The 20,179-nt window shown below is 67.7% G+C and carries 22 protein-coding genes; 10 read left to right on the plus strand and 12 right to left on the minus strand.

Features of this window, described 5'->3' with window-relative positions:
• Positions 1–13 precede the first annotated feature (13 nt).
• From gyrA to dnaA, 7 genes are all read right to left on the minus strand, one after another.
• Positions 14–2,545: a DNA gyrase subunit A gene (gene gyrA / locus QSK35_RS24065; RefSeq protein ID WP_285749710.1), complete on the minus strand. Its 2,532-nt coding sequence runs from the start codon at positions 2,543–2,545 to the stop codon at positions 14–16.
• A gap of 49 nt (positions 2,546–2,594) precedes the next feature.
• Positions 2,595–4,565, minus strand: a complete 1,971-nt coding sequence (gene gyrB, locus QSK35_RS24070; protein ID WP_285749711.1) for a DNA topoisomerase (ATP-hydrolyzing) subunit B — start codon at positions 4,563–4,565, stop codon at positions 2,595–2,597.
• Between the two features lie 242 nt (positions 4,566–4,807).
• Positions 4,808–5,452 (minus strand): DciA family protein, encoded by a 645-nt coding sequence (locus tag QSK35_RS24075; RefSeq protein ID WP_502881708.1) that lies wholly within the window; start codon positions 5,450–5,452, stop codon positions 4,808–4,810.
• Positions 5,427–6,533 (minus strand): DNA replication/repair protein RecF, encoded by a 1,107-nt coding sequence (gene recF / locus QSK35_RS24080; protein WP_285749713.1) that lies wholly within the window; start codon positions 6,531–6,533, stop codon positions 5,427–5,429. Before recF ends, QSK35_RS24075 begins: the two co-directional genes overlap by 26 nt.
• A 1-nt stretch (position 6,534) precedes the next feature.
• The gene (gene gnd / locus QSK35_RS24085) at positions 6,535–7,416 is read right to left on the minus strand and encodes a phosphogluconate dehydrogenase (NAD(+)-dependent, decarboxylating) (protein WP_285749714.1); all 882 of its coding nucleotides are present in this window, start codon (positions 7,414–7,416) and stop codon (positions 6,535–6,537) included.
• A 30-nt stretch (positions 7,417–7,446) separates the two neighbouring features.
• Positions 7,447–8,571 (minus strand): DNA polymerase III subunit beta, encoded by a 1,125-nt coding sequence (dnaN, locus tag QSK35_RS24090; protein ID WP_285749715.1) that lies wholly within the window; start codon positions 8,569–8,571, stop codon positions 7,447–7,449.
• A 556-nt stretch (positions 8,572–9,127) separates the two neighbouring features.
• Positions 9,128–10,648 carry a chromosomal replication initiator protein DnaA gene (dnaA, locus tag QSK35_RS24095; RefSeq protein ID WP_285749716.1) on the minus strand — a complete coding sequence of 507 codons (1,521 nt, stop codon included), beginning with the start codon at positions 10,646–10,648 and terminating at the stop codon, positions 9,128–9,130.
• Positions 10,649–11,032: 384 nt separating this feature from the next.
• Here dnaA and rpmH point away from each other — a divergent pair, with 384 nt between their 5' ends.
• From rpmH to QSK35_RS24120, 5 genes are read left to right on the plus strand one after another with little or no spacing between them, the layout of a single operon-like run.
• Entirely contained in the window at positions 11,033–11,176 is a 144-nt protein-coding gene (rpmH, locus tag QSK35_RS24100) for a 50S ribosomal protein L34 (protein WP_090060594.1), read from the plus strand.
• Positions 11,177–11,199: 23 nt separating this feature from the next.
• A complete protein-coding gene (gene rnpA / locus QSK35_RS24105; protein ID WP_285749717.1) occupies positions 11,200–11,544 on the plus strand; it encodes a ribonuclease P protein component in 345 nt (114 codons plus the stop codon).
• Positions 11,541–11,798: a membrane protein insertion efficiency factor YidD gene (yidD, locus tag QSK35_RS24110; RefSeq protein WP_285749718.1), complete on the plus strand. Its 258-nt coding sequence runs from the start codon at positions 11,541–11,543 to the stop codon at positions 11,796–11,798. The genes rnpA and yidD overlap by 4 nt, the downstream gene beginning before the upstream one ends.
• Before the next feature lie 4 nt (positions 11,799–11,802).
• A complete protein-coding gene (yidC, locus tag QSK35_RS24115) occupies positions 11,803–12,774 on the plus strand; it encodes a membrane protein insertase YidC (protein WP_285749719.1) in 972 nt (323 codons plus the stop codon).
• A gap of 30 nt (positions 12,775–12,804) precedes the next feature.
• The gene (locus QSK35_RS24120; protein WP_285749720.1) at positions 12,805–13,341 is read left to right on the plus strand and encodes a Jag family protein; all 537 of its coding nucleotides are present in this window, start codon (positions 12,805–12,807) and stop codon (positions 13,339–13,341) included.
• Between the two features lie 829 nt (positions 13,342–14,170).
• Here the strand turns inward: QSK35_RS24120 and QSK35_RS24125 are convergent.
• Genes QSK35_RS24125 through QSK35_RS24135 form a run of 3 tightly spaced genes read right to left on the minus strand, consistent with a single transcriptional unit; the run spans position 14,171 to position 16,726 of the window.
• Positions 14,171–15,013 carry an ABC transporter permease gene (locus tag QSK35_RS24125; RefSeq protein ID WP_285749721.1) on the minus strand — a complete coding sequence of 281 codons (843 nt, stop codon included), beginning with the start codon at positions 15,011–15,013 and terminating at the stop codon, positions 14,171–14,173.
• 1 nt (position 15,014) lies between these two features.
• On the minus strand, positions 15,015–15,812 hold the full coding sequence (locus QSK35_RS24130) for an ABC transporter permease (RefSeq protein WP_285749722.1): 798 nt from the start codon (positions 15,810–15,812) through the stop codon (positions 15,015–15,017).
• Complete coding sequence (locus QSK35_RS24135; protein ID WP_502881706.1) at positions 15,812–16,726, minus strand: ABC transporter ATP-binding protein; 915 nt, start codon at positions 16,724–16,726, stop codon at positions 15,812–15,814. The genes QSK35_RS24130 and QSK35_RS24135 overlap by 1 nt, the downstream gene beginning before the upstream one ends.
• A 71-nt stretch (positions 16,727–16,797) precedes the next feature.
• Here QSK35_RS24135 and QSK35_RS24140 point away from each other — a divergent pair, with 71 nt between their 5' ends.
• The gene (locus QSK35_RS24140) at positions 16,798–17,382 is read left to right on the plus strand and encodes a GNAT family N-acetyltransferase (protein ID WP_285749723.1); all 585 of its coding nucleotides are present in this window, start codon (positions 16,798–16,800) and stop codon (positions 17,380–17,382) included.
• Positions 17,383–17,551: 169 nt separating this feature from the next.
• Positions 17,552–17,845, plus strand: coding sequence for a PASTA domain-containing protein (locus tag QSK35_RS24145; RefSeq protein ID WP_285749724.1), 294 nt, complete (start codon positions 17,552–17,554; stop codon positions 17,843–17,845).
• A gap of 42 nt (positions 17,846–17,887) precedes the next feature.
• On the opposite strand, the gene ndk is transcribed toward QSK35_RS24145, so the two are convergent.
• Positions 17,888–18,298 (minus strand): nucleoside-diphosphate kinase, encoded by a 411-nt coding sequence (ndk, locus tag QSK35_RS24150; protein WP_285749725.1) that lies wholly within the window; start codon positions 18,296–18,298, stop codon positions 17,888–17,890.
• Between the two features lie 120 nt (positions 18,299–18,418).
• On the opposite strand from ndk, the gene QSK35_RS24155 reads away from it, so the two are divergent.
• From QSK35_RS24155 to QSK35_RS24165, 3 genes are read left to right on the plus strand one after another with little or no spacing between them, the layout of a single operon-like run.
• Positions 18,419–18,751, plus strand: coding sequence for a hypothetical protein (locus tag QSK35_RS24155; RefSeq protein WP_285749726.1), 333 nt, complete (start codon positions 18,419–18,421; stop codon positions 18,749–18,751).
• Positions 18,752–18,779: 28 nt separating this feature from the next.
• Positions 18,780–19,283, plus strand: coding sequence for a SigE family RNA polymerase sigma factor (locus QSK35_RS24160; RefSeq protein WP_285749788.1), 504 nt, complete (start codon positions 18,780–18,782; stop codon positions 19,281–19,283).
• 1 nt (position 19,284) lies between these two features.
• Positions 19,285–19,671, plus strand: coding sequence for a hypothetical protein (locus QSK35_RS24165; RefSeq protein ID WP_285749727.1), 387 nt, complete (start codon positions 19,285–19,287; stop codon positions 19,669–19,671).
• Here QSK35_RS24165 and QSK35_RS24170 read toward each other — a convergent pair whose 3' ends face one another.
• Positions 19,672–20,178, minus strand: coding sequence for a cupin domain-containing protein (locus QSK35_RS24170; protein WP_285749728.1), 507 nt, complete (start codon positions 20,176–20,178; stop codon positions 19,672–19,674).
• Position 20,179 lies beyond the last annotated feature (1 nt).

Consider the following 20,179-nt stretch of genomic DNA (forward strand, 5'->3'; position numbering starts at 1 on the left):
CCTCTCGTCCGCATCAGTTCGCGTCAGTGGCCGATTCGGCCTGGTCGCCGTCGCCGGCAGTCCCCTCACCATTGGGGACGTCGTTGGGCTCATCGGCGTTGCGTGCGACCGCGATCAAAGTGGTGCCCTCGCCGAGATTCATCAGCCGCACCCCCTTCGTCTGACGCCCCGCCTTGCGCACCTCCTTGGCGCTGGTCCGGATGACCCCGCCGCTCGAGGTGATGGCGTACAGCTCGTCGTCCACGTCGACGATGAGCGCTCCGACCAGCCTGCCACGTCGGCGGTCGTGCTGGATGGTCAGCACACCCTTTCCGCCGCGGCCCTGCACCGGGTAGTCCTCGATCGGCGTTCGCTTCGAGTACCCACCGTCGGTCGCGACCAAAACGAACAGGCCCTCCTGCACGACGCCCACGGAGAGCAGCTCGTCACCGGAGTTGAAGCGCATGCCCAGCACGCCTGACGTGGCCCGGCCCATCGGGCGCAGCGCCTCGTCGGTCGCGTGGAAGCGGATCGACTGGCCGTCCGCGGACACCAGCAGCAGGTCGTCCTCGGCCGAGCAGAGCACCGCGCCGACCAGCTCGTCCTCGTCGCGCAGGTTGATGCCGATAAGACCACCCGATCGGTTGGAATCGAAGTCGGAGAGCTTCGACTTCTTGACCAGACCGTTCTTGGTGGCGAGCACGAGGTACGGCGCGACCTCGTAGTTCTTGATCTGGATGACCTGCGCGATCTCTTCCTCGGGCTGGAACGCGAGGAGGTTCGCGACGTGCTGACCACGCGCGTTGCGGTTCGCCTCGGGCAGCTCGTAGGCCTTCGTGCGGTACACGCGGCCCTTGTTCGTGAAGAACAGGATCCAGTCGTGCGTCGAGCACACGAAGAAGTGCTGGACGATGTCGTCCTGCTTGAGCTGCGCGCCCTGCACGCCCTTGCCGCCGCGCTTCTGCGCGCGGTACAGGTCGGTCTTGGTGCGCTTCGCGTAACCGGTGCGCGTGATCGTGACGACCACGTCCTCGACCGCGATCAGATCCTCCATGGACACGTCGCCGTCGAACGGCAGGATCTCGGTCCGCCGGTCGTCGCCGTACTTGTCCACAATGGCCATGAGCTCGTCACGCACGATGGCGCGCTGCCGCTCCGGCTTCTCCAGGATGTCCTTGAGGTCCGCGATCTCCAGCTCGATCTCGGCCAGCTGGTCGATGATCTTCTGGCGTTCCAACGCGGCCAGGCGACGCAGCTGCATCTCCAGGATCGCGTTCGCCTGGATCTCGTCGACGTCGAGCAGCTCCATCAACCCGGTGCGCGCGATGTCCGCGGTCTCAGACCGGCGGATCAACGCGATCACGGCGTCCAGCTGGTCCAGCGCCTTGACCAGACCGCGCAGGATGTGGGCCCGCTCCTCGGCCTTACGCAGGCGGAACCGGGTCCGCCGGACGATGACCTCGATCTGGTGCTTCACGTAGTGCCGGATCATCTGGTCGATCCGCAGCGTGCGCGGCACGCCGTCGACCAGGGCCAGCATGTTGACGCCGAACGAGTACTGCAGCTGGGTGTGCTTGTAGAGGTTGTTCAGCACGACCTTCGCGACCGCGTCCCGCTTCAGCGTGACCACGATGCGCATGCCGCTGCGGCGGTTCGACTCGTCGGCGATGTTCGCGATACCGGTGAGCTTGCCGTCGCGGACGAGCGCGGCGATGTTCTCGACCAGGTTGTCCGGGTTGACCTGGTACGGCAGCTGCGTGACGACGAGGATCGTGCGGCCCTTGGAGTCCTCGTCGACCTCGACGACCGCACGCATCTTCACGGAACCGCGACCCGTGCGGTACGCCTCCTGGATCCCGGCCGTGCCGAGGATCTGGCCGTACGTCGGGAAATCCGGACCCTTGATCCGCTCGATCATCGCCTCGAGCGTCTCCTCGTCGGAGGCCTCGAAGTTGTCGAGCGCCCACACAACACCCTCGGCGACCTCGCGGAGGTTGTGCGGCGGGATGTTGGTGGCCATGCCGACCGCGATGCCCGAACTGCCGTTGATCAGCAGGTTCGGGATGCGCGACGGCAGGACGGTCGGCTCCTGGATGCGGCCGTCGTAGTTGTCGCGGAAGTCGACGGTCTCTTCCTCGATGTCCGCCAGCATGTGCATGGCGAGCGGCGTGAGCCGGCACTCCGTGTACCGCATGGCGGCGGCGGGGTCGTTGCCCGGCGAGCCGAAGTTGCCCTGACCGTCGATCAACGGGTAGCGCATCGCCCACGGCTGGGCGAGCCGCACCAGGGCGTCATAGATCGCCGAGTCGCCGTGCGGGTGGTAGTTGCCCATCACGTCGCCGACGACGCGCGCGCACTTGTTGTACGAGCGGTCCGGGCGGAAACCGGAGTCGTACATCGAGTAGAGCACGCGGATGTGGACCGGCTTCAGTCCGTCGCGCACGTCGGGCAACGCTCGCCCGACGATGACGCTCATCGCGTAGTTGATGTACGAGTTCTGCATCTCCTGCTGGATGTCGACCGGCTCGGTGCGGTCGTGTTCCGGCGGCAGAGTCGTTTCGCTCACGGTTCTTCTTTCGTGTTCGCCAGCCGTGGATGTCTAGGAGAGAACGGACTCACACGTCCAGGAAGCGCACGTCCTTGGCGTTGCGCGTGATGAACGAGCGCCGTGCTTCGACGTCCTCACCCATGAGCACGCTGAACAGCTCGTCGGCGGTGGCGGCGTCGTCCATGGTGACCTGTAGCAGCACGCGGTTGGCCGGATCCATCGTGGTCTCCCACAGCTCCTCGGCGTTCATCTCGCCGAGACCCTTGTACCGCTGGATGTTGTCGTCCTTGCCGATCTTCTTGCCGGCCGCGAGGCCTTCCTTGATCAGACCGTCGCGCTCACGGTCGGAGTACGCGTACTCCGGCTCCGCGCGCTGCCACTTGATCTTGTAGAGCGGCGGCTGCGCGAGGTACACGTGGCCGTGCTCGATCAGCGGGCGCATGAAGCGGAACAGCAGCGTCAGCAGCAGCGTCCGGATGTGCTGGCCGTCGACGTCGGCGTCGGCCATCAGCACGATCTTGTGGTAGCGCAGCTTCGACAGGTCGAACTCGTCGTGAATGCCCGTGCCGAGCGCGGTGATCATGCTCTGCACTTCGTTGTTCTTGAGGACGCGGTCGATGCGCGCCTTCTCCACGTTGATGATCTTGCCGCGGATCGGCAGGATCGCCTGGTACATGGAGTCGCGGCCTTCCTTGGCCGAACCTCCCGCCGAGTCACCCTCGACGACGTAGATCTCGCACTCCTCCGGGTTGGTGGAGCGGCAGTCCTTCAGCTTGCCCGGCAGGCCGCCGATGTCGAGGGCGCCCTTGCGGCGCACCAGCTCGCGCGCCTTGCGGGCGGCGATGCGGGCCTGCGCCGACGAGACCGCCTTGGTGACGATCACCTTCGTCTCGTTGGGGTGCCGCTCGAACCAGTCGGCCAGGTGCTCGTTCGTGGACTTCTGGACGAACGACTTCGCCTCGCTGTTGCCGAGCTTCGTCTTCGTCTGACCCTCGAACTGGGGCTCCTTCAACTTCACCGAGATGATCGCCGCGAGACCCTCGCGGATGTCGTCACCGGTGAGGTTGGCGTCCTTCTCCTTGAGCAGCTTCTTCTCCCGCGCGTACTCGTTGACGACTCGCGTCAGCGCCGCGCGGAAGCCCTCCTCGTGCGTGCCGCCCTCGTGCGTGTTGATCGTGTTCGCGAAGGTGTACACCGACGGCGTGTAGCCGGTGTTCCACTGCATGGCGACCTCGACATGGAGGTCCTCGCCCGTCGCCTCGAAGCCGATGACCTTCTGGTGCACGGCCTCGCGCGTGTGGTTGATGTGCCGGACGAAGTCCTCGAGACCGCCGGGGTAGTGGAACCGGCGCTCCTTGACCTTCGCCACGTGGCCCTCGGCGTCGGCTTCCTCGTCGGCCTCGGAGACGCGCTCGTCCCGCAGGACGATCGTGATCCCCTTGTTGAGGAACGCCATCTCCTGCAGGCGGCGCGCGATCGTCTCGACGTTGTACGTCGTGGTCTCGAAGATCTCCGGGTCGGCCCAGAACGTGACGGAGGTGCCGGTCTCCGACGTGGCCTCGCCCTGGCGCAGCTCGTGCGCGGGCTTCGAGTTCTCGTAGCGCTGGGTCCAGACGTAACCCTGGTGCTTGATCTCCAGGTCGACGGCGGTGGACAGCGCGTTCACCACGGAGATGCCGACGCCGTGCAGACCGCCGGACACCGCGTAGGAGTCGCTGTCGAACTTGCCGCCCGCGTGCAGCTTGGTCATGACGACCTCGACGGTCGGGATGCCCTCGACCGGGTGCATACCGGTCGGGATGCCACGACCGTCGTCGATCACTCGGACGCCGCCGTTGGCCAGCAGGGTGACATCGACCATCGTCGCGTAGCCGGCCATCGCCTCGTCGACCGAGTTGTCCACGACCTCCTGGACCAGGTGGTGCAGACCGCGCTCACCCGTCGACCCGATGTACATACCGGGCCGCTTGCGCACCGCCTCGAGGCCCTCGAGGACGGTGATCGAGGACGCGCTGTACTCACTCTTCTTAGCTGACACGGGCAGGTGTCTCCTCGACTCGTGCGGGAGCCTGCCCGCACTGTATCCACACCATCAACGATGGTGACGCTCCCCTCGATTCTACCGGGGCACCCCGACAGGATGGCGTCTAGGACACCCCTGATTTGGTCACAGACGCCCGGAAGTGAACGAAGTGAGGTCAGGTCGGCTGCCAACGGGGTTGAAATCCCCAGGTGAACGCTCACCGCGCCACAGAATGGCCACTGAGGCGCGCACTCGGCTCACCCGTAGGTATCACGCGGACCGCGCCCCGGAACGTGCCTGGGCCCGTGTCGCCAGCTCGGCGCGTCCGGTCCCTTGATCCTGAGCTTCTTCACGACGCCATGGCCGATGCCCGCGGCGATCCGCTTGAGCAGCTCCCGTTGCAACAGGCGCAGCTGGGTCGCCCACGCCGTCGAGTCGGCCTGAACCGTCAGTTCCCCGTCACTGAGCGCGATCGGTTTCGCATGCTCGGCGACGTCCTCGCCGACCAGTTTCGCCCATCGACCAAAGACTTGGCCACCCTGCAAACGCTCCGTCCAGCCGCGGTCGACGGCGATCCTGGACGCGAGCCTCCCCAGGGGCTGTGGATCGCGGTCGTCCGGTCCGGCGCCCGACCAACGACGCCGGCGGCGACCCGGCGCCTTGCCCTTCGACTTGCTGCCCGGCACCCGGCCACGGGCCTTCGCGCTGGCCTTGGCCGCCTCGAGTGCTGCCCGTGCGAGGTCGGATCCACGCAGCGGTTCACCCTCAGGTGTGTGTGAATCTGTGGACAAGTCCGCATTTGTGACGGAGTTATCCACACCATCCACAGGGTTGTCCCCAGATGTGCGACGGAACACACCCGATGGGGGGACTTCGTCAGACACGTCGTACCTCCCCGCCATGGACCTCGTACCGGGCACCGCTCAGCTCCTCCGGCACGTCCTCCGCGACGGCCGCCGTGATCAGCACCTGCTCGGCGGCGGAGGCGACTTTGGCCAGTTGCTGGCGTCGCCGGCGGTCGAGCTCGGCGAACACATCGTCCAGCACGAGCACCGGTTCCACCCCGTCGACACGCATGAGTTCGTAGCCTCCGAGCCGCAGAGCGAGCGCGAACGACCATGACTCTCCGTGACTGGCGTACCCCTTTGCGGGGAGCTCGCCCAGGACGAGGTCGAGATCGTCCCGGTGCGGGCCGACGAGGCACACGCCGCGTTCGATCTCCTGCTTCCGCACCCGGTCGAGCTCCACGAGCAACAGGTCCTCGATGCTCTCCTTGTCTTCTGGCAGCTCGCCGACAGACGAGCGATAGCTGATGACGGCCGGGCGTGACTCCGGCGCCACCTCCGCGTACGACGCCGACACGTGCGGCGCCATGTCCTGAACCAGCTTGACCCGCGCCGCGAGCAGCTCGGCGCCGTGCTTGGCGAGGTGCCCGTCCCAGACGTCGAGCGTGCTGAGGTCCGCGGACCGGCTGTGCTTCACCGTCTTCAGCAACGCGCTGCGCTGCTTCAGCACCCGCTCGTAGTCGCTGCGCACCCCGGCGAACCGGGGCGCGCGCAACACGAGCATCTCGTCGAGGAACCGTCTTCGGTCGCCGGGATCGCCGCGCACAAGAGAGAGGTCCTCCGGTGCGAACAACACCGTGCGCAGGATCCCGAGCACGTCCCGCGGCCGCGGCACCGGACCGCGGTTGATCCGCGCCCGGTTGGCCTTGCCCGCGGTGATCTCCAGCTCCACCAGCAGCTCGCGGTCGTCGTTGACCACCGCCGTGCGCACCACGGCGCGCTGTGCGCCGTGCCGGATCAGTGGCGCGTCGGTGGCGACCCGGTGCGAACCGAGGGTCGCCACGTAACCGATCGCCTCGACCAGGTTCGTCTTGCCCTGGCCGTTCTGCCCGACGAGCACGCTGACACCGGGCTCGAAGGCCAGGTCGGCGTGCTGCCACGAACGGAAGTCGCTGACCTGGAGATGCCGGACGTACACCTCAGGCTTTCTGCACCGAGTGACCGCCGAACTGGTTGCGCAGCGCGGCGACCGTGCGCATCGCGGGCGAGTCGTCCTGGCGCGACGCGAACCTCGCGAAGAGCGCGGCGGAGATCACCGGCAGCGGCACCGCGTTGTTGATCCCCTCCTCGACGGTCCACCGGCCCTCGCCGGAGTCCTCGACGTAACCGCGAAGATCGTCCAGCTCCGGGTCCGACTCGAGCGCCCGCACGAGCAGATCCAGAAGCCACGACCGCACAACGGTTCCGCGCTGCCAAGCCTTGATCACCGCGGGCACGTCGTCGACGACGTCGGTCTTGTCGAGCAGCTCGAAGCCCTCGGCGTACGCCTGCATCAAGCCGTACTCGATGCCGTTGTGCACCATCTTCGAGTAGTGGCCGGCGCCGACCTTGCCCGCGTGCGCGAAGCCTTCCTCGCGCGGGCCTTCAGGACGCAGTGCGTCGAAGATCGGCATGACCTGCTCGACGAGTTCCTTCTCGCCGCCGACCATCAGCGCGTAACCGTTGTCCAGCCCCCACACGCCGCCGGACACACCACAGTCGAGGTAGCCGATCTGCTTCTGTGCCAAGAGATCCGCGTGCAGCTTGTCGTCGGTGAACTTCGAGTTGCCGCCGTCGATCACGACGTCACCCGGCTCGAGCAGCTCGGAAAGTTCCTGCACCGTCTGCCTGGTGATGTCGCCGGCGGGCACCATCACCCACACCGCGCGCGGCGCCTCGAGCTTGGACACCATGTCCGCCAACGACTCCGAGTCGCTGACCTCCGGATTGCGGTCGTAGCCGATCACCTCGTGACCGGCCCGCCGAATCCGCTCGCGCATGTTGAAACCCATCTTGCCGAGGCCGACGAGTCCGAGCTGCACGGTGTTCTCCCCTGTGTTCTTTGCTTGGTACTAGCCAGGAAGGCGGACGGGCATCAACAGGTACAGGTAGCCCGGCGCCACGTTCCCATCCTCGTCCACCGGCTTGAGCAACGCCGGACGGCTGGGCGTCGTGAACGAAAGATGCGCCCGCGGGGTGCGGACCGCGCCGAGACCGTCGAGCAGGTACCCAGGGTTGAACGCGATCGTCACCGGGTCGCCGGTGTACTCGACCGGAAGCTCTTCCTCCGCCGAACCCTCGTCGTCGCCACCGGCCGACAGGCGCAGACCGCCGTCGACGAACTCCAGCCGCACCTGCGTTCCGCGCTCGGCGACGAGCGACACGCGCTTGATCGCCTGGACGAGGGTCTCGACCTCGATCACCGCGGCGGCAGAGTGCTCGGTCGGCAGCAGCTGGCGGTACTTCGGGAAGTCCGCGTCGAGCAGCCGCGTGGTGGTGCGCTTGCCGGAACCGGACAGACCGAGCAGCCCGTCGTTCGCGGCGAGCGACATCTCGACCTTGCCGCCGGACGAGCCGAGCGTCTTCGCCGCGTCGCCCAGGGTGCGCGCCGGGACGAGCACCGCGACCTCGTCGAGCGAGGCGTCGGGCTCCCACGGGAACTCGCGCATCGCGAGCCGGAACCGGTCCGTGGCAACGAGGGTCAGCTTGCCATCGCCGATCTCGACCCGGACGCCGGTGAGCATCGGGAGCGTGTCGTCCTTGCCGGCCGCGACCGCGACCTGACCGACGGCCTCGCCGAAGACCTCGCCGGGGAGCTCACCGATCAGCTGCGGCATGGTCGGCAGCGCGGGGTAGTCCTCGACCGGCATGGTCGGGAGGCTGAACCTGGCGCTACCACAGCTGATCATCATGCGCGCGCCGTCGACCGCGATCTCGACGGGGTGGTTCGGCAGCGCCTTGGTGATGTCCGCGAGCAGCCGGCCGGAGACGAGGGCGCGGCCGCCGTCGGCGATGGTGGCCGGTACGCCGACCTGAGCGGAGACCTCGTAATCGAACCCGGAAACCGTCAGCGCGTCCTCGGACTCTGCATCGAGCAGCACCCCGCCCAGCACCGGAACCGGCGGCCTGGACGGAAGGCTGCGGGCGACCCAGGCGACTGCGTCGGCAAGGCCGTCGCGCTCGACGCGGATCTTCATGAGGCGTCCTTTCCTCAAAGTCGGCAAGCCCAACCACGACAACGTGCCAGTGGGGGTTCGGGGAGCCTCGTCCCCCTGTCCGGTGTTTGCCTGGGCCGGGGGCGGAGCATCCACCGTAGAGCGTCCTCGCCCTTCTCGTCATCTCGGGGCCTGAGCCTTGATCCCCGGGTCCTCGCCCAGCCTGTTTTTGTTTTGTTCTTCTTCAAGCAAGAGATCGACAGCAGTAGTAGTAAGCGCTGTGGATTGTGTGGACGAGCGCTGTCTGTGCAGGTCGGGCGACCCTCGACCATGTGGACGAACCGGGGACGGCACCCGGGGACAGCTCGCCGTACCCGGGGAGAACTCGGCGGGGCCACCTCTCGGTCCACAGGTCGTCCACAGTTGTCCCCGGGTGCGTCCCCGGGTGCGGGGCACTTGTACCCGGGTGTTGCACAGGCCTTCGTGTCCAGATCGTGCTCCAGGTCTCAAACTTTTCCAGTTGTCCCCATGCCTTGGGGTCATGAGGGCAAACAGAAAGGGCCCGCCGTGGTGGCGGGCCCTCGTGTGGTGGGAGCGATCAGGGGGCGTGGCGGGCGCGCTGCTTGATGCGCGACGTGAGCTCCTGCACCTGGTCGTAGATGCGCCGGCGCTCCGCCATCTCCTTGCGGATCTTCTTGTCCGCGTGCATGACCGTCGTGTGGTCGCGGCCGCCGAACGTCTGGCCGATCTTCGGCAGCGACAGGTCCGTCAGCTCGCGGCACAGATACATGGAGATCTGTCGCGCCTGCGCCAACGCCTTCGTCTTACCCGGGCCGCACAGGTCGTCGATCGTGACGCCGAAGAACTCGGCGGTGACCGCCATGATCGTCGGCGCGGTGATCTCCGGCGCGTGCGAGTCCGGGATCAGGTCCCGCAACACGATCTCGGCGAGCTGGACGTCGACCGGCTGGCGGTTGAGCGACGCGAACGCCGTCACCCGGATGAGAGCGCCTTCCAGCTCGCGGATGTTCCGCTCGATGCGGGCGGCGATGAACTCCAGCACCTCGGCGGGCGCCGCGAGCCGGTCCTGTGCCGCCTTCTTGCGGAGGATCGCGATCCGGGTCTCCAGCTCGGGCGGCTGGATGTCCGTGATCAAGCCCCACTCGAACCGCGTGCGCAGCCGGTCCTCCAGAGTCTCCAGCCGCTTCGGCGGCCGGTCGCTCGAGACCACGATCTGCTTGTTCGTGTTGTGGAGCGTGTTGAAGGTGTGGAAGAACTCCTCCTGCGTACCTTCCTTGCCCTCCAGGAACTGGATGTCGTCGACGAGCAAGACGTCGATGTCCCGGTACCGGCGTTGGAAGGCGACCTTGCGGTCGTCGCGCAGTGAGTTGATGAAGTCGTTGGTGAACTCTTCGGTCGACACGTACCTGACGCGCATGCCGGGGAAGAGCCGCTGGGCGTAGTGCCCGACCGCGTGCAGCAGGTGCGTCTTGCCCAGACCGGACTCGCCCCAGATGAAGAGCGGGTTGTAGGCACGGGCGGGCGCTTCCGCCACGGCGACCGCGGCGGCGTGCGCGAACCGGTTCGACGCACCGATGACGAAGGTGTCGAAGTTGTACTTCTCGTTCAGCCGCGTCTGGCTCGGCGACGGGTTCGCCGGCCGCGTGAACGGAGTGCCGCTCGCAGGCGTGGTGTTCGCGGTGTTGAACGTCGGCCAGATCTCGGAGGCGGTGGCGAGCGCGTCGCTCTCCTCATCCACCTCGTCGGACTCGCCATCCGTCTCGGTGGTCTCCTCGACCACGACGGGTGACTCACCGTTCTGCACCGGGATAGGCGCCGTCGGCGGGGTGACCGGTTCGGGTGAGTCGACCTTCACGGCAAGAGAAACGACGCGGCCGAGCCGCCGGGACAGGGCGTCGGTGATCGGGTCGCGCAGCGCGCGCTCGATGGCTTCCTTCGCGAAGTCGCTCGGCGCGGCGAGCAGCGCGGTTCCGTCCAGAAGACCGATCGGACGGGTGACCCGCATCCACGCGCGCTGCTGAGGGGACAGATGGCTCGTCGCGAGCTCCTGCACCACCTCGGCCCACACGAGACCCAGGTCGACCTGCTGGTTAGACACCTCCGCGCTCCCCTCCCCTCCACGGAGCCACCGACTCCACACGTGGACACGGAGAATAGAGGCATCCACAGAGTTATCCACAACTGTGCACGAAACGGTGCGTCGTGTCTGCGTTGTGTGACCGCGTTGTATGTCTGCGCTGCATCACTACTGGGCGGTGGCGGCTCCCACGCCAGGCCCGGCATGCGCGAGGGATGCACGGTAACAAGGTGCGGCATGCCTCACAAGACGACTTCCGTCGGGGGGCCCCGATTTGGACGTACCTCGTGTGCAAAGTACCCTCGTAAGGTCTCCCGCTAGCGACGGGCGCCTTTGTCGCGCCTACGTCTCCATGTGACGGGGACAGCCAACGACTTGTAGTAGCAAGCATCGGGAGATTCGACCGTGAGCAAGGGTAAGCGCACCTTCCAGCCCAACAACCGTCGCCGCGCCAAGACGCACGGCTTCCGGCTGCGCATGCGCACCCGCGCGGGCCGTGCCATCCTGGCCGCGCGCCGCAGCAAGGGCCGTGCCCGCCTGTCCGCCTGACCGCGGACGGTAAGCGCAGCGTCGTGCTTCCCGCGGCCGCCCGGCTCACCCGCAGCCAGGACTTCGGCCTGGTGGTTCGCCGAGGCCGCCGCGCAGGACGGCCCCGGTTGGTCGTCCACGCCCTGACGCCTGACGTGCCCACCTTGGACACCCCGTCCAAGGTGGGCTTCGTCGTGAGCAAGGCAGTGGGCAACTCCGTAGTGCGACACCGCGTGTCCCGCCGATTGCGGCACGTGGTGAAGCCCCACCTCGAGTCGCTGCCGCCCGGCACCAACGTGGTCGTCCGGGCACTGGCCGCGGCCGCCTCCGCCACGAGCGCGGAGCTGGACGCCGACTTCTCGTCGGCGCTGCGCAAGGTGTTGAGATGACCTCGTTGCCCGCGAAGGCGCTGTTGCTGCCGGTCCACTTCTACCGGCGGTTCATCTCCCCCTTGCTGCCGCCCACCTGCCGTTTCCACCCGAGCTGCAGCGCGTACGCGGTGGAGGCGTTGAACGTCCACGGTGCGTTGCGCGGATCCTGGCTGACCGTTCGCCGGCTCCTGCGCTGCGGACCCTGGCACCCTGGAGGCCTGGACCCCGTTCCGCCGAGGCGGCAGGTCCCCGACATTCCCACCGAGGAGTAGCTCCGTGCTCAACTTCATCTACTACCCGGTGTCCTTCATCCTCTGGTGTTGGCACTGGGTGTTCGGCCACATCTTCGGTGACTCGAGCGGGATCGCCTGGGCACTGTCGGTCGTCTTCCTCGTCTTCACGCTTCGTGCCCTGCTCTTCAAGCCGTTCGTCGGCCAGGTGCGCTCCATGCGGAAGATGCAGGAGTTCGCGCCCGAGATGCAGAAGATCAAGAAGAAGTACCCGAACGACCGCCAGCGCCAGGCGCAGGAGATGCAGAAGCTCCAGTCCGAGCACGGGGTCAACCCGCTCGGCGGCTGCCTGCCGATGCTCGTGCAGATCCCGGTGTTCATCGGTCTGTTCCACGTGCTGCGCTCGTTCAAGCCCGGCTGGGGTGAGGTCTACTTCTTCGACGCCAAGGGTGTCGAGTCGTTCGTCAACGCCAAGCTGTTCGGCGCGAACCTGTCGACGTTCATGACGATGCCGGAGCAGATGCTCGAGTCGTTCAAGACCGAGCGCGTCTCCGTGATCCTGGTGGCCGTGCCGCTGATGATCGTGGCGTCCATCGCGACCCACTTCACCGCCCGCCACTCCGTCGCCCGCCAGACCGAGGCCGCGCTGGAGAACCCGCAGACCGCGATCATGAACAAGCTGACGCTGTACATCTTCCCGCTGGGTGTGCTCGTCGGTGGCTTCTTCTTCCCGATCGCGATCCTGCTCTACTGGCTGTCCAACAACGCGTGGACGCTCGGCCAGCAGCACGTGGTCTACAAGAAGATCGACAGCGAAGAGGCGGAGAAGAAGGCCACGACCGCGACCACGCGTCAGGCCCTCGCCCCGAAGCCCGGCCAGAAGCCGCAGCCGCAGGCGAAGAAGAAGCCCGCCGCGCCTTCGACCGGCGAGACGAACGGGTCCGCCAGCACCGAGATTCCCGGTCTGATCTCAGACCGATCCACCGGCAAGAAACCGGGCAGCAAGAAGCGCCGTTGATCGGGCTTACTGCCCCGGAGAGGAGACATCGTGTCGGAGACCTTGCAGGCGACCGACGTGGACGCGCCTGAGGACGAGTCGCAGGAGTCCCCGTCCCGCACCGAGGATCTGCTCGTGCGGGAAGGCGACATCGCCGGCGACTACCTCGAGCGTCTGCTCGACCTGCTCGACTACGACGGCGACATCGACCTGGACGTCGAAGGCGGGCGCGCGATCGTCAGCATCGACGGCGGCGAAGACCTGACCAAGCTGGTCGGTCCGCGCGGCAACGTCCTGGAGTCGCTGCAGGAGCTGACCCGCCTGGCGGTCCAGCAGGAGACGGGCGTGCGCAGCCGCCTGATGCTGGACATCGCCCACTGGCGTGCCGACCGCCGCGGCGAGCTCGCGGAGCTCGGCCGCTCCACGGCGGAGAAGGTCCTAGCCTCGGGCGAGCGTGCGCGCCTGCACCCGATGACCCCGTTCGAGCGCAAGGTCGTGCACGACGCCGTCGCGCCGATCGCGGGCGTGCACAGCGAGTCGGAGGGCGAGGAGCCGCAGCGCCGTGTGGTGATCTTCCCCAAGGACTGACGCTCGGTTCTGCCGAACGGCCCCTCGGTTTCACGTGAAACCGAGGGGCCGTTCTCTTTGCCTCTGCAGAAGCGTGAACCGTGGGTGCGGCGGGTTGAGGACTCGCCTGGGCCGGATTGTCGGACCGTGACGCTACGGTCGGCTGGGGGTGTGTCGACGCGCTGGCGGTTGTGAGCTGCCCCCGTATCTCAGGCTAGTGAGGGGGACCGACAGTTCCGGGGGCAGCGGCTCGGGGCGCGGGAACGTCAGGCTCAGGGGGCCGGGCGGTAAGACTCGCGCGGGACGGTTGGTGTGGGGCCGGAATTGTCGGAGGCTGGCGCTACGGTCGGCTGGGGGTGTGTCGGCGCGCGGCGGTTGTGAGCTGCCCCCGTATCCAGGCTAGCGAGTGGGACCGACAGTTCCGGGATCGGCGACCGCGCCGAACGTGGGCACGTACGGGACCGGCACGAAGCTGGCGACCACGCACGGGACCGGCAGCCAAACGAGCGAGCACGTACGGAACCGGCAGCCAACCAAGCAACCACGCACGAGACCGGCAGCCAACCAAGCAACCACGCACGAGACCGGCACAAAAGCTGGCGACCACGCACCCAGAGTGGGGCGCGTCTGGTGGGCACGTACGGAAGCGATTGGGGCTTGACTTGGGGTGCGGCGTGGTAGCCCTTGTCGGGCCGGCAGATCTTGCATCTGCCGGCGGAGCCGGCCCACCACGCCGCGAGGGGCCCCAAGTCAAGCCCCAATCGCGGCGCCGAAGGCGCCCCCGGAAGACGCAGCGCCCCACGACCCGCAACCCACGTGGACCGCAAAGTGGACCGCAAAAACGAGAGCCTCAGTCCAGCAGTAGCTTGCCAAGACGGCGCGCCGCCACCACGACCCCCACAGCAGCCATGATGGCGAAGTACGCGACGTGGCCGAGCATGGACCAGCCGACTACGCCCGTCGTCAGGCCGCGCATGAGTTCGATGGCGTGGTAGAGCGGCGTCCAGCTGACCACGGTGCCCACCACGGACGGGTAGACCGACAGCGGGTAGAACGTGGTGGAGAACAGGAACAGCGGCATGATCGCCAGCTGCACCAGGTCGAAGTCCTGCCACGAGCGCATGAACGTGGTCGCCGCCATGCCGACCGCGGCGAACGCGAAGGCGACCAGTAGGGCAACGGGGAGCGCTAGCAGCGCCCACGGCGAGGTGATGAGGCCCATGCCCAGCATCACGGCCAGGAAGCCCGCCGAGTACAGGCCGCCGCGCAGCAGGGCCCACGCGATCTCGCCGATCGCGATGTCCAGCGGGCCCAGCGGCGTGGCCAGCATGGCGTCGTAGAGCTTGGCGTACTTGAACTTGAAGAAGACGTTGAACGTCGCGTCGTACACGGCGCCGTTCATCGCGGAGGCGGCGAGCAGTGCGGGGGCGACGAAAGCCGCGTAGGTGATCGGGTGGCCGCCTGGGCCGATCACGTTGGGCACCATCTGGCCGAAGCCCAGGCCCAGCGAGAACAGGAACAGCACGGGTTCGACCGCGCCGGAGAACAGCACGAACCACGCGCGGCGGTTCACCAGGGCGGCGCGTTCGACCAGCTTGCTCGCCCGGCCCGCGTACAGGCCCGGCGGGATGACCCGCCACAGCAGGCCGTTGCTGGTGCGGGCGGCGTCGGTGCGTTCGATGGTCTGCGTCATGTCACATCGCCAGCCTGCGGTGGAAGTACTTGCGGGCGAGAACGATGCCGACCGCGGTCAGCACCGCCAGGAACGCGACGTGGCCCAGCGCCGGCAAAAAGCCCAGCGTGCCGAACGTCGCGCCGCGCGCCAGTTCGATGCCGTGCCACGCGGGCGTGATCCAGACCAGCGGCTCCAGCCAGTCCGGCAGTTGGCTGACCGGGAAGAACGCGCCGGTGAAGAGGGTCATCGGCATCAGCACGAAGCGGAAGATGGTGTTGAAGCTGTCCGGTTTGTCCAACGTCGCCGAGAAAGCCACGATCGGCGCGCTGAACGCCATGCCCGCGAGCGTCGCGAACGGCAGCGCCAGCAGCACACCGGGTCCGCTGACCGCGCCCAGCAGGGCAGCGATCACCAGGAACACCGCGCACCCGCTCAGCAGCCGACCGACGATCCAGATCAGCTGGCCGTACAGCACCTGCGCCGGCGTGATCGGGGTCGCGACGATGCCGATGAACGTCTTCTGCCAGATGAACGCCGACAGGATCGCGTAGGTCGACTCGAACGTGGCGTTCTGGATCGCGGTGATCACCACCAGCGCCGGCGCGAGGTACTGGACGTACGGCACGCCGCCGGTGATCTCCGACGGCTGCACCTGCGAGCCGAAACCGATCCCGATCGCCACGAGGAACAGCACGGGCTGCAGGAAGTTCGAGATGACCGTGGCGCGCCAGTTGCGGCGGTACCACGCCCAGTGCTTCTCCACGCACAGCCACGCGGCGTGCAGCGGGGAGAGGACACGCCCAGTAGGAACGGTCATCAGTCCACCAACGTCCTGCCGGTCAACCGGAGGAACACGTCCTCCAGGCTGCTGCGGCGCACCAGCGACGCCACCGGGTTGATGCCTCGCGCGTGCACGGCCTGCAAAGCGGCCTCGCCGTCCGCCGCGTACAGCAGCACGCGGTCCGGCAGCACCTCGACGCGCTCGGCGAGATCGTCCAGCACGGGCGGCTCGGAACCGGGCTGGAACCGCAGCTCCAGCACCTCGCGCGTGGAGTACCGGCTGATCAGCTCACTCGGTGAGCCCTCGGCGGCGATGCGGCCGCCGTCCATCACAACGAGGCGGTCGCACAGTTGCTCGGCCTCGTCCATGTAGTGCGTGGTGATGATGAGCGTGACGCCGTCCTGCTTGAGCCGGAACAGCCGGTCCCACAGCAGGTGCCGCGCCTGCGGGTCGAGGCCGGTGGTCGGCTCGTCGAGCAGCAGCAGTTCCGGGTCGTTGACCAGCGACCGCGCGATGGTCAGCCGGCGCTTCATACCGCCGGACAGCGGCTCCACCTCGTCGTTCGCCCGGTCGGTGAGCTGCGCGAACTCCATCAGCTCGGCCGCCTTTGCCCGCACGTGCGCCCGCGAGAGCCCGAAGTACCGCCCGTACACCTGCAGGTTCTGCCGCACCGTCAGCTCGGTGTCGAGGTTGTCGAGCTGCGGCACCACCCCGATCCGCGCCCGGATCTTCGGCCCGTCGACGTCCGGATCCATCCCGAGCACGGTGAGGTCGCCGGAGGTCCGCCCGGACACGCAGGCGATCATCCGCATGGTCGACGACTTGCCCGCGCCGTTGGGGCCGAGAAAGCCGAACGCCTCACCACGGCGCACTTCGACGTCGATGCCGCGGACGGCTTCGAACGTGCCGAAGTGCTTGGTCAGGGCCTTGGCTTGGACGAGGGGGCTCACGGTGCCGACGATAACTGTGAGGTCTGACAATTCTCATCGCGTTTTCCGAGTAGACCCACAGAATGCCAACCATGGGGATCGAAGTTCGCTGGCCCGACGAGGCCGATGAGAAGATGCGCGACGAGGTACACGCGGTGTTTCACGCCGTGGTCGCCGCCGGTGGCGCGATCGGCTTCCACGAGCCACCCGGCCGCGAGCTCGTCAACGCCTGGCTCGACGAGACGCTGAAACACGTTCGCGCGGGTGAGGCCGCACTGGCCGCGGCGACCGTCGACGGCGAGGTCGCCGCGCTCGGGCTGTGGCGGCGCGGCCGGTCCGCGGTCCACCACAACGCCGCCGAGATCCAGAAGGTGATGGCGCACCCGGCCCGTCGCGGCCTCGGCCTGGGCCGGCTCGTCATGAGCGCGCTCGTCGAGAACGCCCGTGCCGCCGGCCTGGAAGTGCTCTCGCTCTACACGAGGGGCAACAACCACGGGGCGATCGAGCTCTACGAGAGCGTCGGGTTCCAGGAGTGCGGCCGGATCCCGAACCTGCTGGCCGTCGGCGACGAGCGGTGGGACGAGGTGTGGATGTACCTCACGCTCGGCTACCGGCCCGAGGTCGTTCTGCACGGTTCGTCCCCTGGCGGGAACGGATGGTCACCTCGCAGAGCGTGACCACCCGATCGTGGTCGGGATGTAGCTGAAAGATGCACTCCATTTGGGGGTAAATGTCTATCCCACGGGGAAGTAGACCGGCCCTGCATCCGGGCGCGGATGCAGGGCCGGGATCACTCGTTCGGGCCGAGAAGATGCGTGAACCCGGCCGGTCGACCACGGTGACCGCATGCGCATGATCCTCGCCGCCGCCGCCTCGGCCCTGCTGTTCACCGTCCCCGCGGCCCACGCCGCCACGATCATGCCCGACCTCGTCGGCAAGGGTCTGGACACCGCATACGCACAGTTCAGCCAGGACACGAAGATCACCACGATCGACGCCACGGGAGCCGGGCGGATCGTGCTGATGCCGAGCAACTGGAAGGTCTGCGCCCACGATCCCCGAGCAGGTGCGTTCCTCTTCCCGGGAGCGATCGTGACGTTCGTGGTCGTGAAGAACGAGGAGAAGTGCGCGAGCGCGTGAACGGCCCGGCACCACGCGGGCGCCGGGCCGTTCGGAAACAGCTCAGAGGTTCGGGAACCAGAGCTTGATCTCGCGCTCGGCGGACTCCGGCGAGTCCGAACCGTGGACCAGGTTGAACTGGACCTCGAGGCCGAAGTCGCCACGGATGGTGCCCGGCGTCGCCTTCTCGACCGGGTCGGTGCCACCGGCCAGCTGACGGAACGCGGCGATCGCGCGCGTGCCCTCGACGACCGCGGCGACCAGCGGGCCACCGGTGATGAACTCGACGAGGTCGTTGAAGAACGGCTTGCCGTCGTGCTCGGCGTAGTGCTGCTCGGCGGTGGCCTTGTCGACAGTGCGCAGCTCGAGGGCGGCCAGGGTCAGGCCCTTGCGCTCGATGCGGGCGATGACCTCGCCGACCAGGCCGCGGCTGACGCCGTCGGGCTTGACCAGGACCAGGGTGCGCTCAGACACGACGGTCTGCTCCTTCATGCGAATGGGAATTGGCACCAGGGTAGCCAACCGAAATCGCCTGCAACCTCCGGCTCGGCCGACCGCATGGATAGGGGTGAGAACATCCCGAGAGGAGCCGTAGTGCGCAAGCGAGTAGCAGTGGTGGCCGGAGTCGTCGCCGGAGTGGTCACGGTCGGCGGGGTGATCGCGGCGATCGTGCCCGCGTTCGCGGGTGGTGGCGGGGACGAGGCACCGGTCGTTCCGACCTCCAGCAGCGCGGTTCCGCTGCCCACGACGCCGCCGGTGTCGAGCAGTCCGGCCGAGCCACCGATGACGACACCCCTGCCGACCTCGTCGCATCCGGGCGAGCCGTCGTCGAGTGTGCCGGTTCCGCCGATGACGACGCCGCCGATCTCATACCCTCCGACCACGCCGTCACCGTCGAGCCTGCCGGCGACGCCGACCACCAAGTGACCTGGGGACCACCGACGCGGTGACCGATCTGACCTGGAACGCCGAGTTCACCGACCACTTCGACCGGTGCGCGGACAAGATGCGGTTCACCGCATACCTGCTCGCCGGGAACTGGCATGAGGCCGAGGACGTGGTTCAGGCGGCTTTCCTGAAGCTGTACCTCGCCGGGCCGAAGCTGGCCCGGCGAGACGGCCTCGACGCCTACCTGCGGCAGATCGTCGTGCGGACGTTCCTCTCCGAGCGCAGACGGGTCCGCTGGCGCCGGGAGAAGCTCACCGCGGAGCTGCCCGAAATGCCGCAGGGGCACGAGTTCAGCCCCGATCGGCTCGTGCTGTGGAACGCGCTGGGCAGCGTGCCCGCGAAACAACGGGCGGTGCTCGTGCTGCGCTACTGGCACGACCTCAGCGTCGAGGAGACCGCGGAGGCGCTGGGCTGCTCGACCGGCAACGTCAAGAGCCAGGCCAGCCGCGGTCTCACGGCGCTGAAACGCAGGCTGGGCCCCGAGTTCGGCGAACTTCGTCTGGAGGTGTGACATGGTGCGCGAGGACGACCTGAGGGCGACCTTCCACGCCCTGCACGCCCAGGGCACGCCGGCCCGGCCCTTCGCGGCCGCCGACATCATCCGCGAGGGCGCGAAACGACGCCGCGCGCACCGGGTCTGGGCGGTCGCGGGCACCGGTCTCGCGACGGCGGCCGCCGTGGTCGCCGCGTTGCTGGTGCTACCGGCCAAAGAGCCCGCGCCGCAACAGATTCAGCCCGCCGACCGACCGACGGTAGGCACGACGACCGGGCCGCCGAGCAGCTCGTGGAACCCCAGCACCAGCCCGCCGCTTCCGCCGCAGACCTCCGCGCCGTCGTCGAGCGTGCCACCGATGTCGAACCCGATCCCCACCGCGCCGAGCACGACCTCGTCGAGCTGATCAGGTCCAGAACGTGTCGTGCCGCAGGTAGAAGTCGAGCATCTCCTCCTCCGACGGCTTGCGGCCGCTGAGACCGATCTGCGCGAGTCCCTCGAAGTAGCCCTCGCGCGGCGCGCCGGGTGTGAAGAGGATCAGCATGGACGCGGGTTCACCGGACTCGTTGCGGAACGCGTGGATCCCGCCCTCCGGCACGAACAGGAAGTCGCCCGCCCGGCCGTCGATCCACTTGGACCCGTCGTAGAGCCGCATCGTCCCGGAGATCACGAAGAACGACTCGGTGATCGCCCGATGGAAGTGCGGCTTGGGCCCGGTCGGCTCCGGGCCGGTGTCCCAGCGGTACAGACCGAAGTGGCCGTTGGTGGACTTTCCCGTTGCCAGGTAATGGGTTTCGACACCGGACTTGGTCCTGAGTTCCGGTTCGTGGGTCACCGGGCGGAACGACGCGGTGACCTCGCCGTTCTCACCCAGGTAAACGGGCTCCGGGTAGGACATGGATCCCCCTGTCATA

This window comes from Lentzea sp. NBRC 105346 (genome assembly GCF_030269605.1).
Lineage (GTDB): Bacteria > Actinomycetota > Actinomycetes > Mycobacteriales > Pseudonocardiaceae > Lentzea.